At 65.5% G+C, this 17,640-nt stretch carries 13 protein-coding genes; 5 read left to right on the plus strand and 8 right to left on the minus strand.

The genetic code is table 11. The annotated features are described in order from the left end of the window. The first annotated feature begins 287 nt into the window (after positions 1–287). The 4 genes from dnaK to AOP75_RS04095 all read left to right on the plus strand — a co-directional run bounded on the left by dnaK (position 288) and on the right by AOP75_RS04095 (position 4,276). Positions 288–2,147: a molecular chaperone DnaK gene (gene dnaK / locus AOP75_RS04080; protein WP_062077043.1), complete on the plus strand. Its 1,860-nt coding sequence runs from the start codon at positions 288–290 to the stop codon at positions 2,145–2,147. Positions 2,148–2,212: 65 nt separating this feature from the next. After that, a complete protein-coding gene (locus tag AOP75_RS04085) occupies positions 2,213–2,803 on the plus strand; it encodes a nucleotide exchange factor GrpE (RefSeq protein ID WP_062077044.1) in 591 nt (196 codons plus the stop codon). Between the two features lie 41 nt (positions 2,804–2,844). Further along, entirely contained in the window at positions 2,845–3,810 is a 966-nt protein-coding gene (locus AOP75_RS04090; RefSeq protein WP_062077045.1) for a DnaJ C-terminal domain-containing protein, read from the plus strand. A gap of 31 nt (positions 3,811–3,841) precedes the next feature. Continuing rightward, positions 3,842–4,276: a heat shock protein transcriptional repressor HspR gene (locus AOP75_RS04095; RefSeq protein ID WP_062077046.1), complete on the plus strand. Its 435-nt coding sequence runs from the start codon at positions 3,842–3,844 to the stop codon at positions 4,274–4,276. Positions 4,277–4,431: 155 nt separating this feature from the next. Here AOP75_RS04095 and AOP75_RS04100 read toward each other — a convergent pair whose 3' ends face one another. Further along, positions 4,432–5,193: a hypothetical protein gene (locus AOP75_RS04100; RefSeq protein ID WP_062077047.1), complete on the minus strand. Its 762-nt coding sequence runs from the start codon at positions 5,191–5,193 to the stop codon at positions 4,432–4,434. A 172-nt stretch (positions 5,194–5,365) separates the two neighbouring features. Here AOP75_RS04100 and AOP75_RS12365 point away from each other — a divergent pair, with 172 nt between their 5' ends. Further along, positions 5,366–8,527, plus strand: a complete 3,162-nt coding sequence (locus AOP75_RS12365) for a sigma-70 family RNA polymerase sigma factor (protein ID WP_083966679.1) — start codon at positions 5,366–5,368, stop codon at positions 8,525–8,527. Between the two features lie 2 nt (positions 8,528–8,529). Here AOP75_RS12365 and AOP75_RS04110 read toward each other — a convergent pair whose 3' ends face one another. The 7 genes from AOP75_RS04110 to AOP75_RS04140 form a co-directional block, all read right to left on the minus strand. Then, entirely contained in the window at positions 8,530–9,135 is a 606-nt protein-coding gene (locus tag AOP75_RS04110) for a DJ-1/PfpI family protein (protein WP_083966680.1), read from the minus strand. Between the two features lie 30 nt (positions 9,136–9,165). Further along, complete coding sequence (locus AOP75_RS04115; RefSeq protein ID WP_152649936.1) at positions 9,166–10,437, minus strand: multidrug effflux MFS transporter; 1,272 nt, start codon at positions 10,435–10,437, stop codon at positions 9,166–9,168. Positions 10,438–10,706: 269 nt separating this feature from the next. After that, positions 10,707–11,693 (minus strand): ribonucleotide-diphosphate reductase subunit beta, encoded by a 987-nt coding sequence (locus AOP75_RS04120; protein WP_062077049.1) that lies wholly within the window; start codon positions 11,691–11,693, stop codon positions 10,707–10,709. A gap of 33 nt (positions 11,694–11,726) precedes the next feature. Next, positions 11,727–14,519, minus strand: coding sequence for a ribonucleoside-diphosphate reductase subunit alpha (locus tag AOP75_RS04125; RefSeq protein WP_236683114.1), 2,793 nt, complete (start codon positions 14,517–14,519; stop codon positions 11,727–11,729). Between the two features lie 540 nt (positions 14,520–15,059). Next, positions 15,060–15,701, minus strand: coding sequence for a uracil phosphoribosyltransferase (gene upp, locus AOP75_RS04130; protein WP_062077050.1), 642 nt, complete (start codon positions 15,699–15,701; stop codon positions 15,060–15,062). 73 nt (positions 15,702–15,774) lie between these two features. Continuing rightward, positions 15,775–16,695 carry a carbohydrate ABC transporter permease gene (locus tag AOP75_RS04135; RefSeq protein ID WP_062078404.1) on the minus strand — a complete coding sequence of 307 codons (921 nt, stop codon included), beginning with the start codon at positions 16,693–16,695 and terminating at the stop codon, positions 15,775–15,777. 38 nt (positions 16,696–16,733) lie between these two features. Next, positions 16,734–17,573 carry a carbohydrate ABC transporter permease gene (locus tag AOP75_RS04140; protein WP_062078402.1) on the minus strand — a complete coding sequence of 280 codons (840 nt, stop codon included), beginning with the start codon at positions 17,571–17,573 and terminating at the stop codon, positions 16,734–16,736. Positions 17,574–17,640: the final 67 nt, after the last annotated feature.

Raw genomic sequence — 17,640 nt, forward strand, 5'->3', positions numbered from 1 at the left:
AGCACAAAGTAGGACTCGGGGGCCAGCAGGCGCTAGACCCACCGTCACGCGAAGTGGCTCCAATTCGTTGTCTAGCAGTGCCATAACAACCACATGGCTCCATTTGGCGGGAAGGGGCGGAGTCGCGATCCACAGGAGTTGAGCGAAGTTCACTCAACTTTCACCGATTCGACTTGACACCGTGAGCCCAGCGTGGATACTTGAGCGTAGGCGGCTCAACTCTGGACGAGCCGGCAGCAACGCAGGGCGAGGGTCACCAACCCCGCCACCAACTCAAGGAGGAACGCATGTCGCGTGCAGTAGGAATTGACCTCGGAACCACGAACTCGGTGGTGACTGTCCTGGAGGGCGGCGAGCCCACCGTCATCGCCAACGCAGAAGGCGCCCGCACCACCCCGTCGGTCGTGGCCTTCTCGAAGACCGGCGAGGTCCTGGTCGGCGAGATCGCCAAGCGCCAGGCCGTCACGAACGTTGACCGCACCATCTCGTCGGTGAAGCGCCACATGGGCACCGACTGGACGCAAGAGGTCGACGACAAGAAGTACACCGCGCAGGAGATCTCGGCTCGTATTTTGGGCAAGCTCAAGCGCGACGCGGAGGAGTACCTGGGCGAGAAGGTCACTGAGGCCGTCATCACCGTCCCCGCCTACTTCAACGACGCCGAGCGCCAGGCCACCAAGGACGCCGGTGAGATCGCTGGCCTCAAGGTGCAGCGCATCGTCAACGAGCCCACTGCCGCCGCACTGGCGTACGGTCTCGACAAGGGCAAGGAAGACGAGCTCATCCTGGTGTTCGACCTCGGTGGTGGCACGTTCGACGTCTCGCTGCTCGAAGTCGGCAAGGACGAGGACGACTTCTCCACCATCCAGGTCCGCGCTACCGCCGGTGACAACCGCCTGGGCGGCGATGACTGGGACCAGCGTGTCGTTGACCACCTGATCAAGGAAGTCAAGAACACCGAGGGCGTCGACCTGTCCAAGGACAAGGCCGCCGTGCAGCGTCTGCGCGAGGCTGCGGAGCAGGCAAAGAAGGAACTGTCGTCCGCGACCAGCACCAACATCTCGCTGCAGTACCTCAGCATTGGCGAGAACGGTCCCGTCCACATGGACACCCGCCTCACCCGGGCCCAGTTCCAGCAGATGACCTCCGACCTGATCGAGCGCACCAAGGCGCCGTTCCACCAGGTCATCAAGGACGCCGGCATCCAGTTGTCCCAGATCGACCACGTGGTCCTCGTGGGTGGCTCGACCCGCATGCCCGCAGTGACCGATGTCGTGAAGGAACTGACCGGTGGACGCGAGCCCAACAAGGGCGTCAACCCCGACGAGGTCGTGGCTGTGGGTGCCGCGCTGCAGGCCGGCGTGATCTCCGGTGAGCGTAAGGACGTGCTGCTCATCGACGTGACCCCGCTGAGCCTGGGCATTGAGACCAAGGGTGGCGTCATGACCACCCTGATCGAGCGCAACACCGCGATCCCGACCAAGTCGTCCGAGGTCTTCTCGACCGCCGACGACAACCAGCCCTCCGTGCTGGTGCAGGTCTACCAGGGTGAGCGTCAGTTCGCTCGCGACAACAAGCTGCTGGGAACGTTCGAGCTGGGCGGCATTGCGCCCGCACCGCGCGGTGTTCCGCAGATTGAGGTCACGTTCGACATCGACGCCAACGGCATTGTGCACGTGGGCGCCAAGGACCGTGGCACCGGCAAGGAGCAGTCCATCACCGTGACCGGCGGCTCCGCGCTGTCGAAGGAAGACATCGAGCAGATGGTCAAGGACGCTCAGGAGCACGAGGCCGAGGACAAGGCACGTCGCGAGGCCCAGGAGACCCGCAACAACGCTGAGACCTTCGCCTACTCGACGGAGAAGATCCTGTCCGAGAACGAGGACAAGGTTCCCGCGGAGGTCGCTGAGGACGTCAAGAGCGCCATCGCCGAGGTCAAGACCGCGCTTGAGGGCGACGATGACGAGGCCGTGAAGACCGCGCACGACGCTCTGGTCGAGAAGGCTCAGAAGATTGGCGAAGCGGTCTACGCTGCCGAGCAGGCGGCAGGCGCCGAGGGTGCCCCCGAAGGCGAGCAGCCCGCGGACAACGCCGACGACGACGTCGTTGACGCCGAGATCGTCGACGACGAAAACGACAAGAAGTAGCAACCCGACAGCCGCGGGTCAGGTCACCCTGGCCCGCGGCTTCGGCCGCTCACGGAAGGCAGGCCATGACTGAGACGAACCCCACGCCCGAGCCCGAGGACCACAACGAGGCATCCCAGGGCGACCCCACCCCCGCTGACGACCGCGACGCGCTCGCTGAGGCGGAAGCCATCTTGAACGAAGAAGCCGCGCGCGCCGAGAGCGAGCAGGCCGACCCGAGCGACCCTGTCGCCCAGGCAGAGCAGAAGGCTGCCGAGCACCTCGCAGATCTCCAGCGCCTTCAGGCCGAGTATGTCAACTACCGCAAGCGTGTGGACCGCGACCGTGCCGCGGCAGGCGAGCAGGCGACCATCAAGCTCATCGAGTCTTTGATCCCCGTGCTCGACGACGTCTCGAAGGCGCGCGAACATGGCGACCTTGAGGACGGCCCGTTCGCGTCGATCGCCACCAAGCTCGAAGAGGCGCTCGGCCGCATGGGATGGAGCAGCTTTGGCGCCGAGGGCGAAGAGTTCGACCCTCAGCTGCACGAGGCCCTCACGTCCCAGCCGTCGACTGATGTCGAGGTCCCGACCGTCCAGATCGTCGCTCAGCCAGGACACCGCGTGGGCGACCGCGTCGTGCGCGCCGCGCGCGTCATCGTGGCTCAGCCCGAGTAACGCATACCACCCACTCACGCCGCAACTGAAGGGAGGCGCTGATGTCGAGCCAGGACTGGTTCACCAAGGACTTCTACGCAACGCTAGGCGTCTCCAAGGACGCCTCGGACGAGGAGATCAAGAAGGCGTACCGCCGCAAGGCCCGTGATCTCCACCCCGACCGCAATCCCGGTGACGCTGCAGCGGAGCAACGCTTCAAAGAGGCCGGCGAAGCCTACGGCGTGCTGTCCGACAAGGAACAGCGCCAGCAGTACGACGCCATCCGCACCATGGGCGGCGGGGGGCCGCGCTTCCAGTCAGGCGGCCCCGGCGGGGCTGGCTTCGAAGACGCGTTCTCGAACATGTTTGGTGGCGGCGCCCGCGGTGCCGGCCCTGGCGCTGGGCAGCAATACCGTGCCCAGGGCTTCGAGGACATGCTCGCGAACATGTTTGGCGGCGGCGGGTTCTCCCGCGGACCCCAGAAGGGAACGGATGTCGCCGCGACAACGGAAGTGAGTTTCCGCCAGGCGGCGCAGGGCGACACCGTGTCGCTGCGCACCTCCACGGGAACCATCAACGCCCGCCTGCCGGTTGGCGTCAGCGATGGCCAAAAGATTCGGCTCGCAGGCAAGGGCAGGCCGGGCACCAACGGCGGACCCGCAGGGGACCTACTGCTCACCGTAAGGGTCGCCAAGCACCCCGTGTTCGCCATGGATGGCAAGAACCTGCGCATGACCCTGCCCATCAGCATCGACGAGGCCGCCCTGGGTGCTCACGTCGAGGTCCCCACACTCGAGGGCGACCGCGTCAAGGTCAAAATCGCGGCGGGCACCACGTCAGGCACGGTCCTGCGCGTCAAGGGCCGGGGCCTACAGACTAAGGCCGGCACGGGCGACCTTCTCGTGACAGTGCAGGTCGACGTGCCCAGCAAACTCAGCCGCAAGGCGAAAGAAGCGCTGCAGGCGTTCGCGCTCGCCGCGGCAAAGCACGACCCGCGCGCCCACCTCTACAACGACGCCGCGAAGTAGCCGTACGGTCGCAAGGAAAAGGAGGACCGCGATGCAACAGCCAGATGTCGACGAGCCGGTCTTCCTGATCTCTGCCGCCGCGGAACTCGCGGGCATGCACGCCCAAACTCTGCGTCAATACGACCGTCTTGGACTGGTGGTACCCCGGCGCCGGGCCGGCGGCGGGCGGCGCTACTCCCTGCGCGACGTGGCGGTGCTGCGCGAAATCCAGCGGATGAGCCAAGACGAAGGCATCAACCTCGCAGGCATCAAGCGCATCCTCGCGCTCCAGAACAAGGTGGACCGCCTGTCCGCAGAGGTCGAGAAGTTGCGCCCGCGCGCGGACACCGGTTCGCGCGTGTTTACTTCCGGTCCCACCGGGCACGTGGTGATCGTCGAACGCGGCCGGCGCGTCAGCCGCAACGAGGGACGATCCTTGGTCCTGTGGCGGGATTCCTCCAGTTGGGACGCGCCCGGCTCCTCGTAGCGGGCCGCCACGTCCGCCCGTGGTGCGGGCCGATGCTGTGGTGACCCGGGCATCGGCCCGCAGGACCGGCGGGGCATCAGCGCCTCAGACAGCAACAGGGGTCTGGCACCGCCCTCAGCTCGGTGCCAGACCCCGTGTCTCCCGGAACGCCGGGACTACCGCTGCAGCGACTCCACGAGCGCGCTTGCGTAGTGATGGGTCGCGGGGAGCGTTTCAATCCACACCCGCGGGGGCTGGCGCATGAGGTTGTCTACCCGCATGGCCACCGCTCGTTCGGCGACGTGATCGCGAAGGGCCGCGATTCCCGCACCGAGTTGGTCATCGCGCCGGATCAGCACGGCGTACAGCCCTTCACCTAGACGGGCCATCGGGTGGCCAGCGCCGTAGGCACCCCGGAGCGCCTCGCCAATCGCGGCGTTACGGGCCATCCGCTGCCATGGGTCGGAGTCGTCCACAGACACGTCGACCACCACCAGCGCGTGCGTGCGGGAGACGTCGGTCTCACACCGCTCGGCGTTGCCATAAACCTCCGCGAGGCGCTGCACTAGGTACTCGGGGGTACCCAGTCCGGACTCGGGGTCCGTCATGGTGGGTACCGATGCGAGATCGGGAGCGCCCTCCGTCCATCCCTGGCACAGCGCTCGGATGGAGCGAATCGGGGTGGTTTCAAAGCCGGCCGCGCGGAACAACAACGACATGTCGTCGATCGCCTCGGTGATACCGACGCCTGCAGTCGAGCGAGCCTGACCCAAGCGATACGCCGCGGGCGCGGTATCGAGACGGGCCTCCAGCGCCTCCACGAGCGCCTCCGCAGCAGGCGTGTACCAGTCACCGGGGCGCAGCCATACCTGCTGCACGCTCGCCGACTCCCACTCGCGCAGTAGCGCGGCGGTCGGCGTCCCGGTGGTCTCGGTCATACCCCATGAGAGGGCCCACCAATCCGGCTATGACGCGGATTCTCGAGAAATTTCTGGATGTCCAGTACGCGGCAAGTGTGAGGAATTCCCCTGGTCACCTTCTTGCTTTCCCCGGCACACACGGGGACCATGGTGGACAACGTATGTCCAGAAGGCGGGAGGCCGGGGCAACATGAGTCCCGAGGGAATCGCAATGTGGACGGAAACGTCCAGCGATCCAGAGCTCATAGCCGGAGTGCGCGCAGGCGACCCGGCTGCCTTTGGCGTGCTTTACGAACGACACGTGGACGCCGCCCGCAAGGTCGCTCACCAATACACGAACAGCCACTCCGATGTCGACGACGTGGTGTCGGAATCCTTCTCCCGCGTCCTGCGGGCACTGCAGCAAGGCGATGGCCCCGACCTCGCCTTCCGCGCCTACCTGTTCACCATTGTTCGGCGCACCGGCATGGACATCATCAACAAGGGCATCCGCACCAAGCCTCGCGATGACATGTCGCCCTACGAATCCGCCATGGGGTATGAGGCACCGTCGGACGAGCCAGCCATGGCGGGCTTCGAGCACTCCATGGTGTCGGATGCGTTCACCTCTTTGCCCGAACGTTGGCAAGCGGTGCTGTGGTACACCGAGGTCGAGAAGAAGTCACCCAAGGACATTGCCCCGCTCCTGGGACTCAGCGCCAACGGTGTTGCTGCCCTCGCCTACCGCGCCCGAGAGGCACTCCGCCAGGCCTACCTGCAGCAGCACCTCGCTACGTCCGAGGACGTCAGCTGCATGGAGGCCAATTCGCAGTTGGGCGCCTATGTGCGTGGCGGCCTTGCCAAGCGCGAACACACCAAGATCGACACCCACGTCCGCGACTGCCCCCGATGCACCGCGCTCGTCGTGGAGCTTCAAGACGTCAACCGCGGCATGCGGGCGATCATCGCCCCGCTCGTGCTCGGAACCCTGGGCCTGGGCGCTCTCGAGGGTGGACTGCCCATTGGCGGCGCGTTCGGCCCGCATGCGGCAGCAGGTGGCGCTGGCGGTGCCGGCGGTGCAGGCGCTGCAGGTGCCGGCGGTGCGGGGGCTGGCGGGGCCAGCGCGGGCATTCTCGGAACGTTTGGCGCGGCCGGGGCACTGGGCACGCTTGCTCACTTCGCGGTGCCCGCGACCGCGGTGGTGGGGGCGGCGGCGCTGGTACTGGGTGGCATCACGTTGTTCGCGAACGACCCCGTGGGGGATGGGGCCGATGCCGGCCGTGCCACGGAGCGCGTAGGCGACGTCACGCAGGGGTACGGAAAGAACCCCGGCCCCGGCGTTGCTGACGGGACCGAGACGGCGCCAGGCGAGAGCGCCGTCAGCGGTGTCAACCCGGACGCCACGACTGAGGATTCCGCCAACAGCTCGTCCGAGGACTTCGCCGGCGCCATCGGCACCGGCCGGGGCAGCAGCGACAGCCGCGCGAACGAACGAGTATGGGCTGCGAGCGACCGCGCTGCGGCCGACGCTGCGGCACGCGACCGTGCCGCGTCCGGCGACAGTGAGTCCGGTAGCGATGCGTCCGGTGGCACCGCGTCCGGAGGCGTAGGCAGTGGCACGGGTAACGGGTCCGCGTCCAATGGCGGCGGCTCCTCCACGGGCGGCTCGGGCTCATCCACAGGCAACGGCGGCTCATCGACAGGCGGTTCGACTGGCAGCGGTGGAAGCGGCGGCACTGGTGGCAGCGGAAGCACCGGTGGCAGCGGCGGTGCCGGTGCCGGCAGCGGAGCCGGCGGTTCCACCGATTCCGGCGGGAGCACTGACCCCGTTGATCCCCCCAGTCCAATCGATCCGACGGACCCTGTCGACCCCACCGATCCTGTCGACCCTACGGATCCGGTCGATCCCACGGACCCCGACCCGGACAGCACCGTCGACCCAACCGAGCCGATCCCTCCCCCGGCAGGTTCCCTCCGCATCGGCCGGTCGAGCCTGCAGTTCCTCGAAATTTCGCGCACCGACCCCGCCGTCGACATGAGCGTCAGCAACGCGGCGGCCGTCGGCATTGACGACGTCACGGCGACCATCACCTTGCCAGAGGGCCTCACGTTCGCCATGCCCGGCTCCACCGGCGGCGCACAAGCAAGTGGAGCGGTCGCGCTGGAGCGCTACGTCGCCGCCACCACTGACACCACCTTTGCGGTCGGGGACTGGGACTGTGGCCTGTCCGCAGATTCCGCGGTCCTGTCGTGCGAACTCGTCCAGCTGGGCGCCGGGACGGACACCACGTTGGACCTCGGAATCTCCATCGATGCTGACGAACTAGCGGCGGACGCGGCCACGGTCTTTGATGTGAGCGCCGGCGCCCTCAGCGACACCTACTCCTTGCCCACCGGCCTGCGTGAGACCGATGACGATCTCGAGGACGGCTTCGAGGACCAGGGCGGTTTGGGCGTGGCGCAGTTTGGTGCGCCCGTGCTGGGATGCGACGTGTCTGCCACTCGCTGCCAGTCGGTGATGGGAACGCACGCCAACCCCAACGGGGTCCTATCCCTGAGCGGCACGAACAACAACGACCACACCATGGTGGAGCTGCGTGACGAGGACGGCCAACGCAACGGCGGCACCACGACCGTGACGCTTCCGGAGGGGGCGGTGGTCACGCACGCGTCGCTCGAATGGTCGGCCAACCGCTCCACCCCGACCGAGTCGTGGCGCAGCCCAGATGTGTGGTCAGGTGACCTCACCGCCGCGTCGCTACGCACTCCCGGCGGCGAGTTCCAATCCGTGGCTGGCGTTGACCTCGAAGTATTCACGCGCGACAAGCGCGAGTACTACCTGGCGCGCGCAGACGTGACACATCTGGTTCAAGCTGGGGGCGAGGGCGAATACTCTCTCGAGGACATCGCGACGTCCGCCACCCGGTTCGACACTGACCGCACCTACTACGGCGGCTTCACCCTGACCGTGGTCTACGAGGACCCCGCCCTACCGGCCGCGACGTCAGTCAAGCTGCTGGAGGGACCGCACTGGGTGTCCAGTTCCGCACCCGCGACGCGAGCCTTCGACACTGAGGCCGACGCTACGGTCACGTTGTCGTGGACGGCGTTCGAGACGGACCTCGGCAACTCGGGCGACTACGCGGCGGTGGACGGAACGAAGGTCCGCCCGCAACGCGGCAACACGCTCGGCTCAGCGACCAACGCCGGCGACTCGTGGGCAAACGGCTCAGTATTCGCGAACACCTTGGGAACCGACGCGAAGGGCTTCGCCCCCGTCGACGTCGACGCAGGACGCCACCAGATCACCGTGGCGACCAGCGGGGACAACTTCTTTGTGGGAACGTTCGCGGTGACGATCGCCCACGACTGACGCTACGCGCGCGGCTGAGGGCTCCACACCAGATCGAGTTGGCGCGCTGTCGCCTCCGCCAATGCGCGGTCCGCCAACCGCTCCACCACATGAAGCGCCATGTGCATGCCGGAGGTCAGGCCGCCGCTGGTCACCACGTCTCCCGCGTCGACCCATCGCACACCCTCAATCGCAGCCCGCACCCGTTCGTTGGCCAGCGCAGATACGTCCTCCCAGTGGGTGGTGGCATCGAGTCCCTCAAGCAAGCCCGCGCGGGCAAGCAGGAATGCGCCCGTGCACACTGAGGTGCGCAGCTTCGATTGCGCGGCGATCTGCGCCACCGCTTCAATGAGTTCGTCATCGGCCATGGCCTTGTCGATGTCGATGGTGCCGGGGATGACGACAACGTCGAGGCCGTTTGCCGCCTGAGCGTCACCCAGGCCGGTGAGCGTCATCCCGCCGAACGCGGTGACATCACGAGCCCCGGGGCTGAGCATCTCGACCTCAAACAGCGCTGGCTCACCTGCTCGCTCGCGCAGTCGCGAAGCGGTCAAGAAGACCTCATACGGCCCTCCCGCATCGATCACGTCGAAGCCGTCGAAGACCACAATCCCCATGCGCATCGTCATGCCGCGATGCTACCGGGCGCGACTGTCCCCCTAGGAGATCACGGCAGAGGTGGTGCGCGGCCAGACCGCAAAGCGCAGCGAGGCCGCGCCGATTGCCAGCGCTCCGATCATCACGATCGCCATAGACAGCGCGGACATGCCGAGCACGCCAATGAGGGGTGTGGCCGCTCCCGCCACGATGTTGTTACCGGCGCCAATGAGGGATGCGGCCGTGCCAGCTTGCGCACCGTGCCCGTTGAGCGCCATCACCTGGACAGCGGGCATCACGAGCCCGAGCGGCGGAACAATGAACAGCAGGGGCACCACCACGCCGATGAGGCCCACGTCCAGCAGCGCGCATACGGCGAGCGCGATCGCGCCCGCGCTCATCATGGCCACGCCCACCGCTGCGACTGTGCGTGGGGCCCATATGCGCATGAGCCGTCCACCCACTTGGGTGCCCACGATTTGTCCAGCAGCGTTGATGCCGAAGATCAGGCCAAACTGCTGCGCGCTCACGCCGTACTGGTCCTGGAGCACAAAGGAGGAGGATGAGAGGTAGGCGAACAGAGCCGTGAAGCCCATCGCGCCTACGACCGCGATTCCCACGAAGGCGCCGTCCGTGAGCAGCGTGCGGTAGCGGCGAGCGACATCGCTCATGCGCTGCTTTCCGCGCAGGTGCTTGGGGCGCGTCTCGTGGAGGGCAAACTTGGAAATCGCGAGCATCAGCACGCCGTAGCACGCGAGCACCACGAAGATCTCGCGCCAGTCCACCACCCGCAGCAGCTGGGAGCCGATCACTGGCGCGATCACGGGCGCGACGCCCGTCACGAGGGCCATGTTCGCGAGCATCCGAATCAACGCTTGCCCGTGGAACATGTCGCGCACCATTGCCATGGCCACGACCGCGCCACCCGCGGCACCGATTCCCTGGAAGACACGCGCCACCATCACCCACTCCACGGTGGGGGCGACGACGATCGCGAGCGATGCGACGATGTGCACGGCAGTCGCGATGAGGAGGGGCTTTTTGCGACCCACCGCATCGGAGAGCGGACCAACGATGAGCTGGCCCAGGCCAAAGCCGATCATCGTCGCCGTCAGCGTCATCTGAATGGCGGCGTCCGAGGCCTGAAGGTCTGCGGCGACCGTCGGGAACGCAGGCAGGTAGAGGTCGACGGTGAAGGGCCCCAGCGCGATCAGGGAGCCCAGGATAAGCACGTACGCCAGGCGGCGCCGACCCGTGATGCCAATGGGCTCAGGGTGAGGCGCGAACGAGGCTGGGGCGTCCTGTGTGGGGGCGTCCTGCGTGGGGGCAGACAAAAGTGCACACTCTTTCGAGGAGGAGGGGCGTCATTGGCGTGGGGCGCGGGCCTGGCGCTGCGCGCGTGGCGCTCAGCGGCGGGGACACTCAGGTCAACGCTCGGGTACCCCCAGTGTAATCCCGACCGATTGGTAAAAGTAACCTTGACTCTGGCTTGCCTCGATGATGAAGCGCCACGCGATGAAGCGCAGCGACGGCGCAGTGCGCGGACGCACAGAGGGACCCCGGCGTGCGCCGGGGTCCCTCTGTGATCGTTGGCGCGGGGCGCCTACTTCTTGGTGGCCTGCGCGTTGACCTCGTATGAGGTGTTGGTGGCCTCGAAGAAGTTCACCAACTGCAAGGTGTCGTTGGCGGTCGCCATCCACTTTGCGGGGTTGGAGACGTTGTAGTGAGCCTCGAAGCCCAGCTCCTCGAGACGACGGTCCGCGAGGTACTTGACGTACTGGTTCACGTACTCGGCGTTGAGGCCCAGGATGCCCTTAGGCAGCAGGTCGTGGTTGTAACGCTCTTCCATTTCCACGGCGCCCAGGATCATCTGGCGAATCTCCTCCGCGAACTCGGGGTCCTGGAGGTCCTCGTTCTCTTCAAGCACCGTGAGAATGAGGTTGATGCCGAACTGCAGGTGGAGCGACTCGTCGCGAATCACCCAGTCCATGAGTGAGCCGAAGTTGCGCAGCAGGTTTCGCTGACGGAACGACAGCGCGACCATGAAGCCGGAGTAGAACCAGATGCCTTCGAGGATGACGTTGTAGGCAACCAGGTTGCGGACAAAGTCCTTCTTGCCCTCGGTGGTGGAGATGTCGAGGGTCTCTTCCGTCATGCGGCGGATGAACTTGACCTCGAACTCTTCCTTGGCCGCCATGGACGGCACGGTGACGTGCGACTCGTACGCGGCATCGCGATCCAGCGGGAACGTCTCGAGGACGTACTCGAAGGACATGCAGTGGTTGGCCTCTTCCCACATCTGCTTCGCGAGGTACAGGTGGCACTCGGGAGCGTTGATGTAGGGATACACGCCAAAGGCCAGGGCCTTGTTGACGAGCAACTCGTTGGGGTTGAAGTAAGACATCAGGAAGGTGACGGCGTGCTTTTCCTCGTCCGTCATTTTCTTGAAGTCCGCCAGGTCCTCACCGAGCTGAATCTCGTTGGGGAACCACGTGTTGGCGACAGCCTGGTTGTAGAGGTCGTACGCCCAGGGGTACGTGATGGGCTTGAGGAGCAGTCCGTCCTGGATGCCGGTACCGAGAATTGCCATTGCTAGATCTCTTCCTTCGCTTCGACGTGCCTGCTACTGGCAGGACTCACACTGGAGGGCTTCCATCGGGTCCACGGGGCAGGCGACGCCGTCCACCATCTCCGTGTCACCGATGACGCCCGTGGCCTGCGCCAGGTTCAACACCGGCGCTCCTGTGGGGACAGACTGCGCCTCAAGGGCGTCAGCCGTGGGCTCGGGCTGAGTCTCCGGCAGAGACGTCGGCGGAACCTGGGGCTGCTCGGCCGGCGCGCTGGCAAGGTCCTGCGCGCCCTCCGAAGGCTGGACTGCACTGGCGGTCGGCACTGCAGATGCGGTCGCCGTGGCCTGCGCTGCGGGTGCAGCGACAGCGCCGAAGCCCTTGCGAGCGGGCGCGGCGGCGGGAGCGGCCGCCTGCGCAGCAGGAGCCTCCACCGCGGATTCCGCGACGGGCGCGGACTCGGCAGTAGCCACCGGGGCGGCGGCCTTCGCAGCGCCAAAGCCCTTGCGGGCGCCGAAGCCACGGCGCGAGGGTCCACCGGTGGCTCCGCCAGAGGCGGCACCGGAGGCCTTGTTGAGCTTCTCCGTCTTGTTCACGCGTACCGTCGACTGCTCGGCCGTGTGGCGGGGCTTCATGTGCAGGTAGTACGTGGTCTTCACGCCGCGCTCCCACGCTGCCGTGTAGAGGTCCATCATGTTGTCCACGTCGCGGTCGGCGAGGTAGATGTTGCGGCTGATGGCCTGGTCGATCCACTTCTGCGCACGTGCCGCCACCTCAATGAAGGAGTACGGCGAGAGCTGGAAGGACGTCTTGTAGACCTCCTGCAGGTGGGCAGGGACGTCCTCCAACTGCGACAGGTCGCCCTGTGCCTCGAGGAGCTGGTCGCGGGTGTCTTCCCACAGGCCCAGTTCCTGCAGGTCGCGGACCAGGTTGCGGTTGACCTCGAGGAACTTACCCGAGGAGGTGGCACGCGAGAAGATCTGCGAGAACTGCGGGTCGAACCCGGGAGTCGTGCCGGCGACGAGGCCGATCGACGCGGTCGGCGCCACGGCCATCAGCGTGGCATTGCGGATGCCGCCCTTGACCTTGGCGCGCAGCATGTCCCAGTCCTGACGCGTGGTGCGGTTGACCTGGATCTTCACGCCGCGGTCTTCCTCGGTCGTGGCGATGGTGTCGAACGGCACCTTGCCCTGCGACCAGCCGGAGCCCTCGAAGTTCGAGTAGGAGCCGCGCTCACGAGCGAGGTCAGCGGAGGCGTCGATCGCGTGGAAGGACACGAACTCCATGATCTCGTCGATGAGGTCGTAGGACTCCTCCGACTCGTACGCGAGGCCCAGACGCTCGGTGAGGTCCGTGAAGCCCATGACTCCCAGGCCCACCGCGCGGTTCTCACGGTTGGCGAACTCGGACTCGGGCACCGAGGACAGCGTGATGTCCACCAGGTTGTCGAGCTGACGCACGGCGAGGCGTACCGACTTCTCCATGCGGTCCCAGTCCAGCTTGCCGTCGACCAGGTGCGTCGACAAGTTGACCGACGCGAGGTTGCACACCGCGATGTTTTCGCGGTCCTGCGGCAGGCAGATCTCGGTGCACAGGTTGGACAGGTGGATGGTGCCGGTGTTGGTGTTCAGGGCACGGTTGTTGATCGTGTCCTTCCAGGTCAACCAGGGGTGCGACGTGGTCTGCAGCATGATGAGGATCGACTTGTACTGCTCGCGAGCCTTCATCTTCTTGAAGGAGCGCATCTTGCCTGCCTCAGCGAGGGCAACGTACTCCGCGTAGCGGGCGGAGAACTCCGAGCCGGTCAGCTCGACCAGGTCAGGGGCCTCAGCGGGGTCGAACAGGTACCAGTCCGCGTTGGCCTGTACGCGCTTCATGAACTCATCGGAGATCCACACTGCGGTGTTGGCGGTACGGGTACGACGGTAGGGGTCACCGGAGTTCTGACGCAGGTCGAGGAACTGCGCGAAGTCCATGTGCCAGTTCTCCATGTAGAAGCACAGGGCGCCGAACTTCTTGCCACCGCGCGACACGGCGCGAAGCGTCGAGTCGATGGTGTGCATGAACGGGATGGGGCCGGTCGAGGTCGTGTTGTTCGACTTGATCGGCGAACCCTCGGAACGCAACTTGGTGACGGACAGGCCAATACCGCCGGTGCCCTTCGTCAGCCACATGACGTCGCGCACGGACTTGGCAATGTGCTCGATGTCGTCTTCCATCTGCATGACGAAGCAGTTGGACAGCTGCGGGTACGAGGTACCTGCGTTGACGAGCGTCGATCCAGCGGGGAGGTAGTCCAGGCGCGAGATCTTCTCGTAGAAGCTGATCGCGGCCTCGGTGGGGTTCGCCTCGTTGAGCGACAGGCCCATCGACACGCGCATCCAGAAGTACTGCGGGACCTCAAGTGACTTACCGTGGCGGTCGGTGATCATGTAGCGGTTGCGCATGGTCACGGTGCCGATGTACTTCAGCAGGTCATCCCGCTCGTGGTCCAGCGCTGCGGCCAGGGCGTCGAGGTCAAAGAGGGTCTCGAGGCGCTTGTCGAGGAGTCCTTCCTCGACTGCGTCGCGGACGTAGCCCGGGAAGCGGGCCTGGTGCAGGAGTGCGAGCTCGAGGTTGGTCTCGTACCCGCCGAGGACGCGCTTGTAAATCACCTTGCGCAGCAGACGTGCCGCGATGACATCGAAGTCGGGGTCGTCCTTCACGTTCTGGATCGCGACGCCAATCGCCGCCTCATCCAGCTGCTCCGTGGTGATGCCGTCAAAGAGCGTGATGGCAAGTTCGGACGCGACCTGCGTGACCTTCGAGATCTGGTCGTCGAGGCCTTCCGCGGCGCGCTCGATCGCCATGTTGATGCGGTCAGCGTTGTACGGCTCACGGGTGCCGTCGCGCTTGGTGACGTGGATGCCGGTGCGGGCCGGGTTTGCCTCAGCGGCTGCCTCAGCGACTGCGTCGCCGTTGACGCTGTCCTGGGCGGTGTTTTCGGTGATCGTCACGATTCTCCCCTCGCGAGTGAGCGATGCTGGTGGCCCCATGAAGGGCCGTGATACACGGACTTGAAAGTGGCGCTGGGGCCTGTGCGACGAGGCCCTTGTAGGGCGGCTGTCACGAGCGCGAAGCGTGCTTTGACTCTAACGCGAATTACACCGGTGTGCAACAAGATATGGGGGTCAAAACCGCTAACCATCCCTAGATGTTGTGGTTGTGTGGACAAACTTGTGTAAATCCTGTGGACAGCGCGGCGTGTCGTCCACACCCCCATACGAGATCTGGGGACACTGGGATTTCGGCCGCGTTGATTCACGCCCTCAGGCTCTCACCAGGGTCTGACACGCGCGCCAAAGACACCTCACCGTCAGCGCGATCCGACGGCGAGTGAGGTACGTGAATTAGATGTCGACGATCCCGTAGAGTCGGTCGCCCGCGTCGCCCAGCCCTGGCACGATGTAGCCCTGCTCGTTGAGCTTCTCGTCCACTTGCGCCACGACTACCTTGACGTCAGCGCGGTCGCCCACGGCCTCGCGCACGTTCTCGATTCCCTCGGGCGCAGCAAGCAGGCACACGCAGGTCACATCGGTCGCACCGCGTTCCAGCACGTAGTCGATCGCCATGATGAGGGAGCCGCCAGTGGCGAGCATCGGGTCAATGAGGAACACCTGACGGCCCGTGAGGTCCTCGGGGAGCCGGTTCGCATACGTGATGATCTCGAGGGTTTCCTCGTTGCGCTTCATCCCAAGGAAGCCGACCTCGGCGCTCGGAATCAGCCGCTGCATCCCATCGAGCATGCCCAGTCCAGCGCGCAGAATCGGCACAATGATGGGCGCAGGGTCAGCGATCTTGGTGCCCACGGTCGAGGTGAGAGGGGTCTCCACGTCGCAGTCAACCACGCGCACTTCACGGGTGGCTTCGTAGGCCAGCAGCGTCACCAACTCGTCCACAAGCAGGCGGAACGTAGGAGAGTGTGTCTCCCTGTTGCGCAAGACAGTGACCTTGTGGCGGATGAGTGGATGATCGGCGACGTGCAACTCCATGGCTCCACGGTACTCGGTACGGTGCCCGGGGCGGGCCGATGCCGCGGCTGGCACCCGTACACCGCGGCGCAGGCTAGCCCTTCACAGCACCGCCCAGCCCCGCTCCGCGCAAGAACATCCGCTGGAAGACCAGGAACAGCACCACGGGGATGATCGTGGAGATCGCGAGCGCGGCGAGGAACACATCTAGCTCGATGAATTTCTGTAGCGCCGGCAGTCGCACCGACAGTGGCTGCATCGCGGGGTCGGGCAACACCAACAGCGGCCACAGGAAGTCCTTCCACGCCCCAATGATGGCGAAGATCGAGACGACTCCGAGGATGGGTTTAGACATGGGCAGCACCACGGACCAGAACATCCGGAACGGACCCGCGCCATCCATGCGTGCCGCCTCGAACACCTCGCGCGGGAGCGAATCAAAGAATCGCATGACGAGCAAGACGTTAAAGGCGTTGGCCCCCGCGGGTAGCCACACCGCCCAGAACGTGTTGATCATGCTGGTACCGACCAGAGGCGGGTTCAGGATCGTCAAGTACAACGGCACCAACAACACCACGGCGGGAACAAAGAGCGTGGCCATCACCAGGCCGATCACCACTTTGCGATACGCAGGTCGCAGGACGGACAAGGCGTAGCCACCCGTCGTGGCCACGACGATGGACACGAGCCATACGCCGAATGCCAGCGCCACAGTATTAAAGAAGTAGCGATCAATCTCCACCCGCGTCCACGCCGTGACCAGGTTCTCAAGATCGATCCCGTTGGGCCACAACGACAGCGGCTCGCGCAGAGTGTCCTGCGTCGGAGTGACCGCGGCCTTCCCCAGCCACAGCAAGGGACCCAAGCCCACCAGGAACAAGCTGGCGAGCAAAAGCCCATGCGAGATCCGCATGGACCACCGCACGCGCGGACGTCGCCAATCCGCCTGCGACACAATGCCGCGGTCGTTGGCCCCTGCGGCCTTCTGGTTCTTGTCGGGTCCGGTGCGCAGCATGCGCGCTTTGAGCGCGCCGCCGTTGCTGGCGTTGTATGTCATGAGGTGCTCCACGATCGAGTGATGCGGAAGTAGATGGCAGAGAACACGGCGAGCACTCCCGCGAGCATCAGACTCAGCGCTGTCGCGGCGCCATAGTCACCGCCCAGCGAGTTCTCGAAGGCGTAGCGGTAGATCAGCAGCAACACCGTCAACGTGGAATTGGCGGGCCCACCGTTGGTGAACAGATACGGCTCCAGGAACACTTGCGCGGTGCCAATGATCTGCAGAATGAACGTCACGAGCAGGATGCCGCGCAACTGCGGCATGGTGACGTGCCAGACCTTGCGCCAGATGCCGGCTCCGTCGACCTCCGCAGCGTCGTACAGCTCCGTGGGAACGCCAATCACGGCGGCCAGGTAAATGATGATCGTGCCGCCCGCGGCCGCCCACGTGGCGTAGAGGACCAGTGATGGCATGGCGGAATCAGCAGACTGTAGCCACGGCTGAGGGTCAATGCCGACCCACCCGAGCACGGTGTTGAACACACCGGTGGGGGAAGCGTCGTAAAAGAACTTCCATAGCAGGACGGACACCACCGGCGGGATCACGACCGGCAGATAGGCGAGCGCGCTATAGAGGCCCTTTGCCTTGCGCACTTCACTCATCAACACCGCTGCCGCCAGCGGCACCGGGTAGCCCAATACCAAGGCGAGCGCAGCGAAGTACAACGTGTTCAGCACCGCCGTTCCCAGCAATGGGTCAGACAGCACTTGCTGGAAGTTCTCCAGCCCCACGAAGGTGGGCTCGTCGACGAGGTTGGTGTTCTGGACGCTCATGATCGCGGAACGCACAATGGGCCACCACGAGAACAGGCCAAAACTGAGCAGCAGTGGCATCAAGAAGATCAACGTCGACAGGCCTCCGGAGGAGGCCCAGCGCCCGGGGGCGTTCAGCCATGCCACC

The sequence above is a fragment of the Demequina globuliformis genome (genome assembly GCF_000975155.1).
GTDB classification, from domain to species: domain Bacteria; phylum Actinomycetota; class Actinomycetes; order Actinomycetales; family Demequinaceae; genus Demequina; species Demequina globuliformis.

Bases quoted from the DNA above. Each gene is read 5' to 3' on its own strand.
- dnaK (WP_062077043.1), top strand. From the start codon at position 288: ATGTCGCGTGCAGTAGGAATTGACCTCGGAACCACGAACTCGGTGGTG.
- AOP75_RS04085 (WP_062077044.1), top strand. From the start codon at position 2,213: ATGACTGAGACGAACCCCACGCCCGAGCCCGAGGACCACAACGAGGCA.
- AOP75_RS04090 (WP_062077045.1), top strand. From the start codon at position 2,845: ATGTCGAGCCAGGACTGGTTCACCAAGGACTTCTACGCAACGCTAGGC.
- AOP75_RS04095 (WP_062077046.1), top strand. From the start codon at position 3,842: ATGCAACAGCCAGATGTCGACGAGCCGGTCTTCCTGATCTCTGCCGCC.
- AOP75_RS04100 (WP_062077047.1), bottom strand. From the start codon at position 5,193: ATGACCGAGACCACCGGGACGCCGACCGCCGCGCTACTGCGCGAGTGG.
- AOP75_RS12365 (WP_083966679.1), top strand. From the start codon at position 5,366: ATGAGTCCCGAGGGAATCGCAATGTGGACGGAAACGTCCAGCGATCCA.
- AOP75_RS04110 (WP_083966680.1), bottom strand. From the start codon at position 9,135: ATGACGATGCGCATGGGGATTGTGGTCTTCGACGGCTTCGACGTGATC.
- AOP75_RS04120 (WP_062077049.1), bottom strand. From the start codon at position 11,693: ATGGCAATTCTCGGTACCGGCATCCAGGACGGACTGCTCCTCAAGCCC.
- AOP75_RS04125 (WP_236683114.1), bottom strand. From the start codon at position 14,519: ATGGCGATCGAGCGCGCCGCGGAAGGCCTCGACGACCAGATCTCGAAG.
- upp (WP_062077050.1), bottom strand. From the start codon at position 15,701: ATGGAGTTGCACGTCGCCGATCATCCACTCATCCGCCACAAGGTCACT.
- AOP75_RS04135 (WP_062078404.1), bottom strand. From the start codon at position 16,695: ATGCTGCGCACCGGACCCGACAAGAACCAGAAGGCCGCAGGGGCCAAC.
- AOP75_RS04140 (WP_062078402.1), bottom strand. From the start codon at position 17,573: ATGCCACTGCTGCTCAGTTTTGGCCTGTTCTCGTGGTGGCCCATTGTG.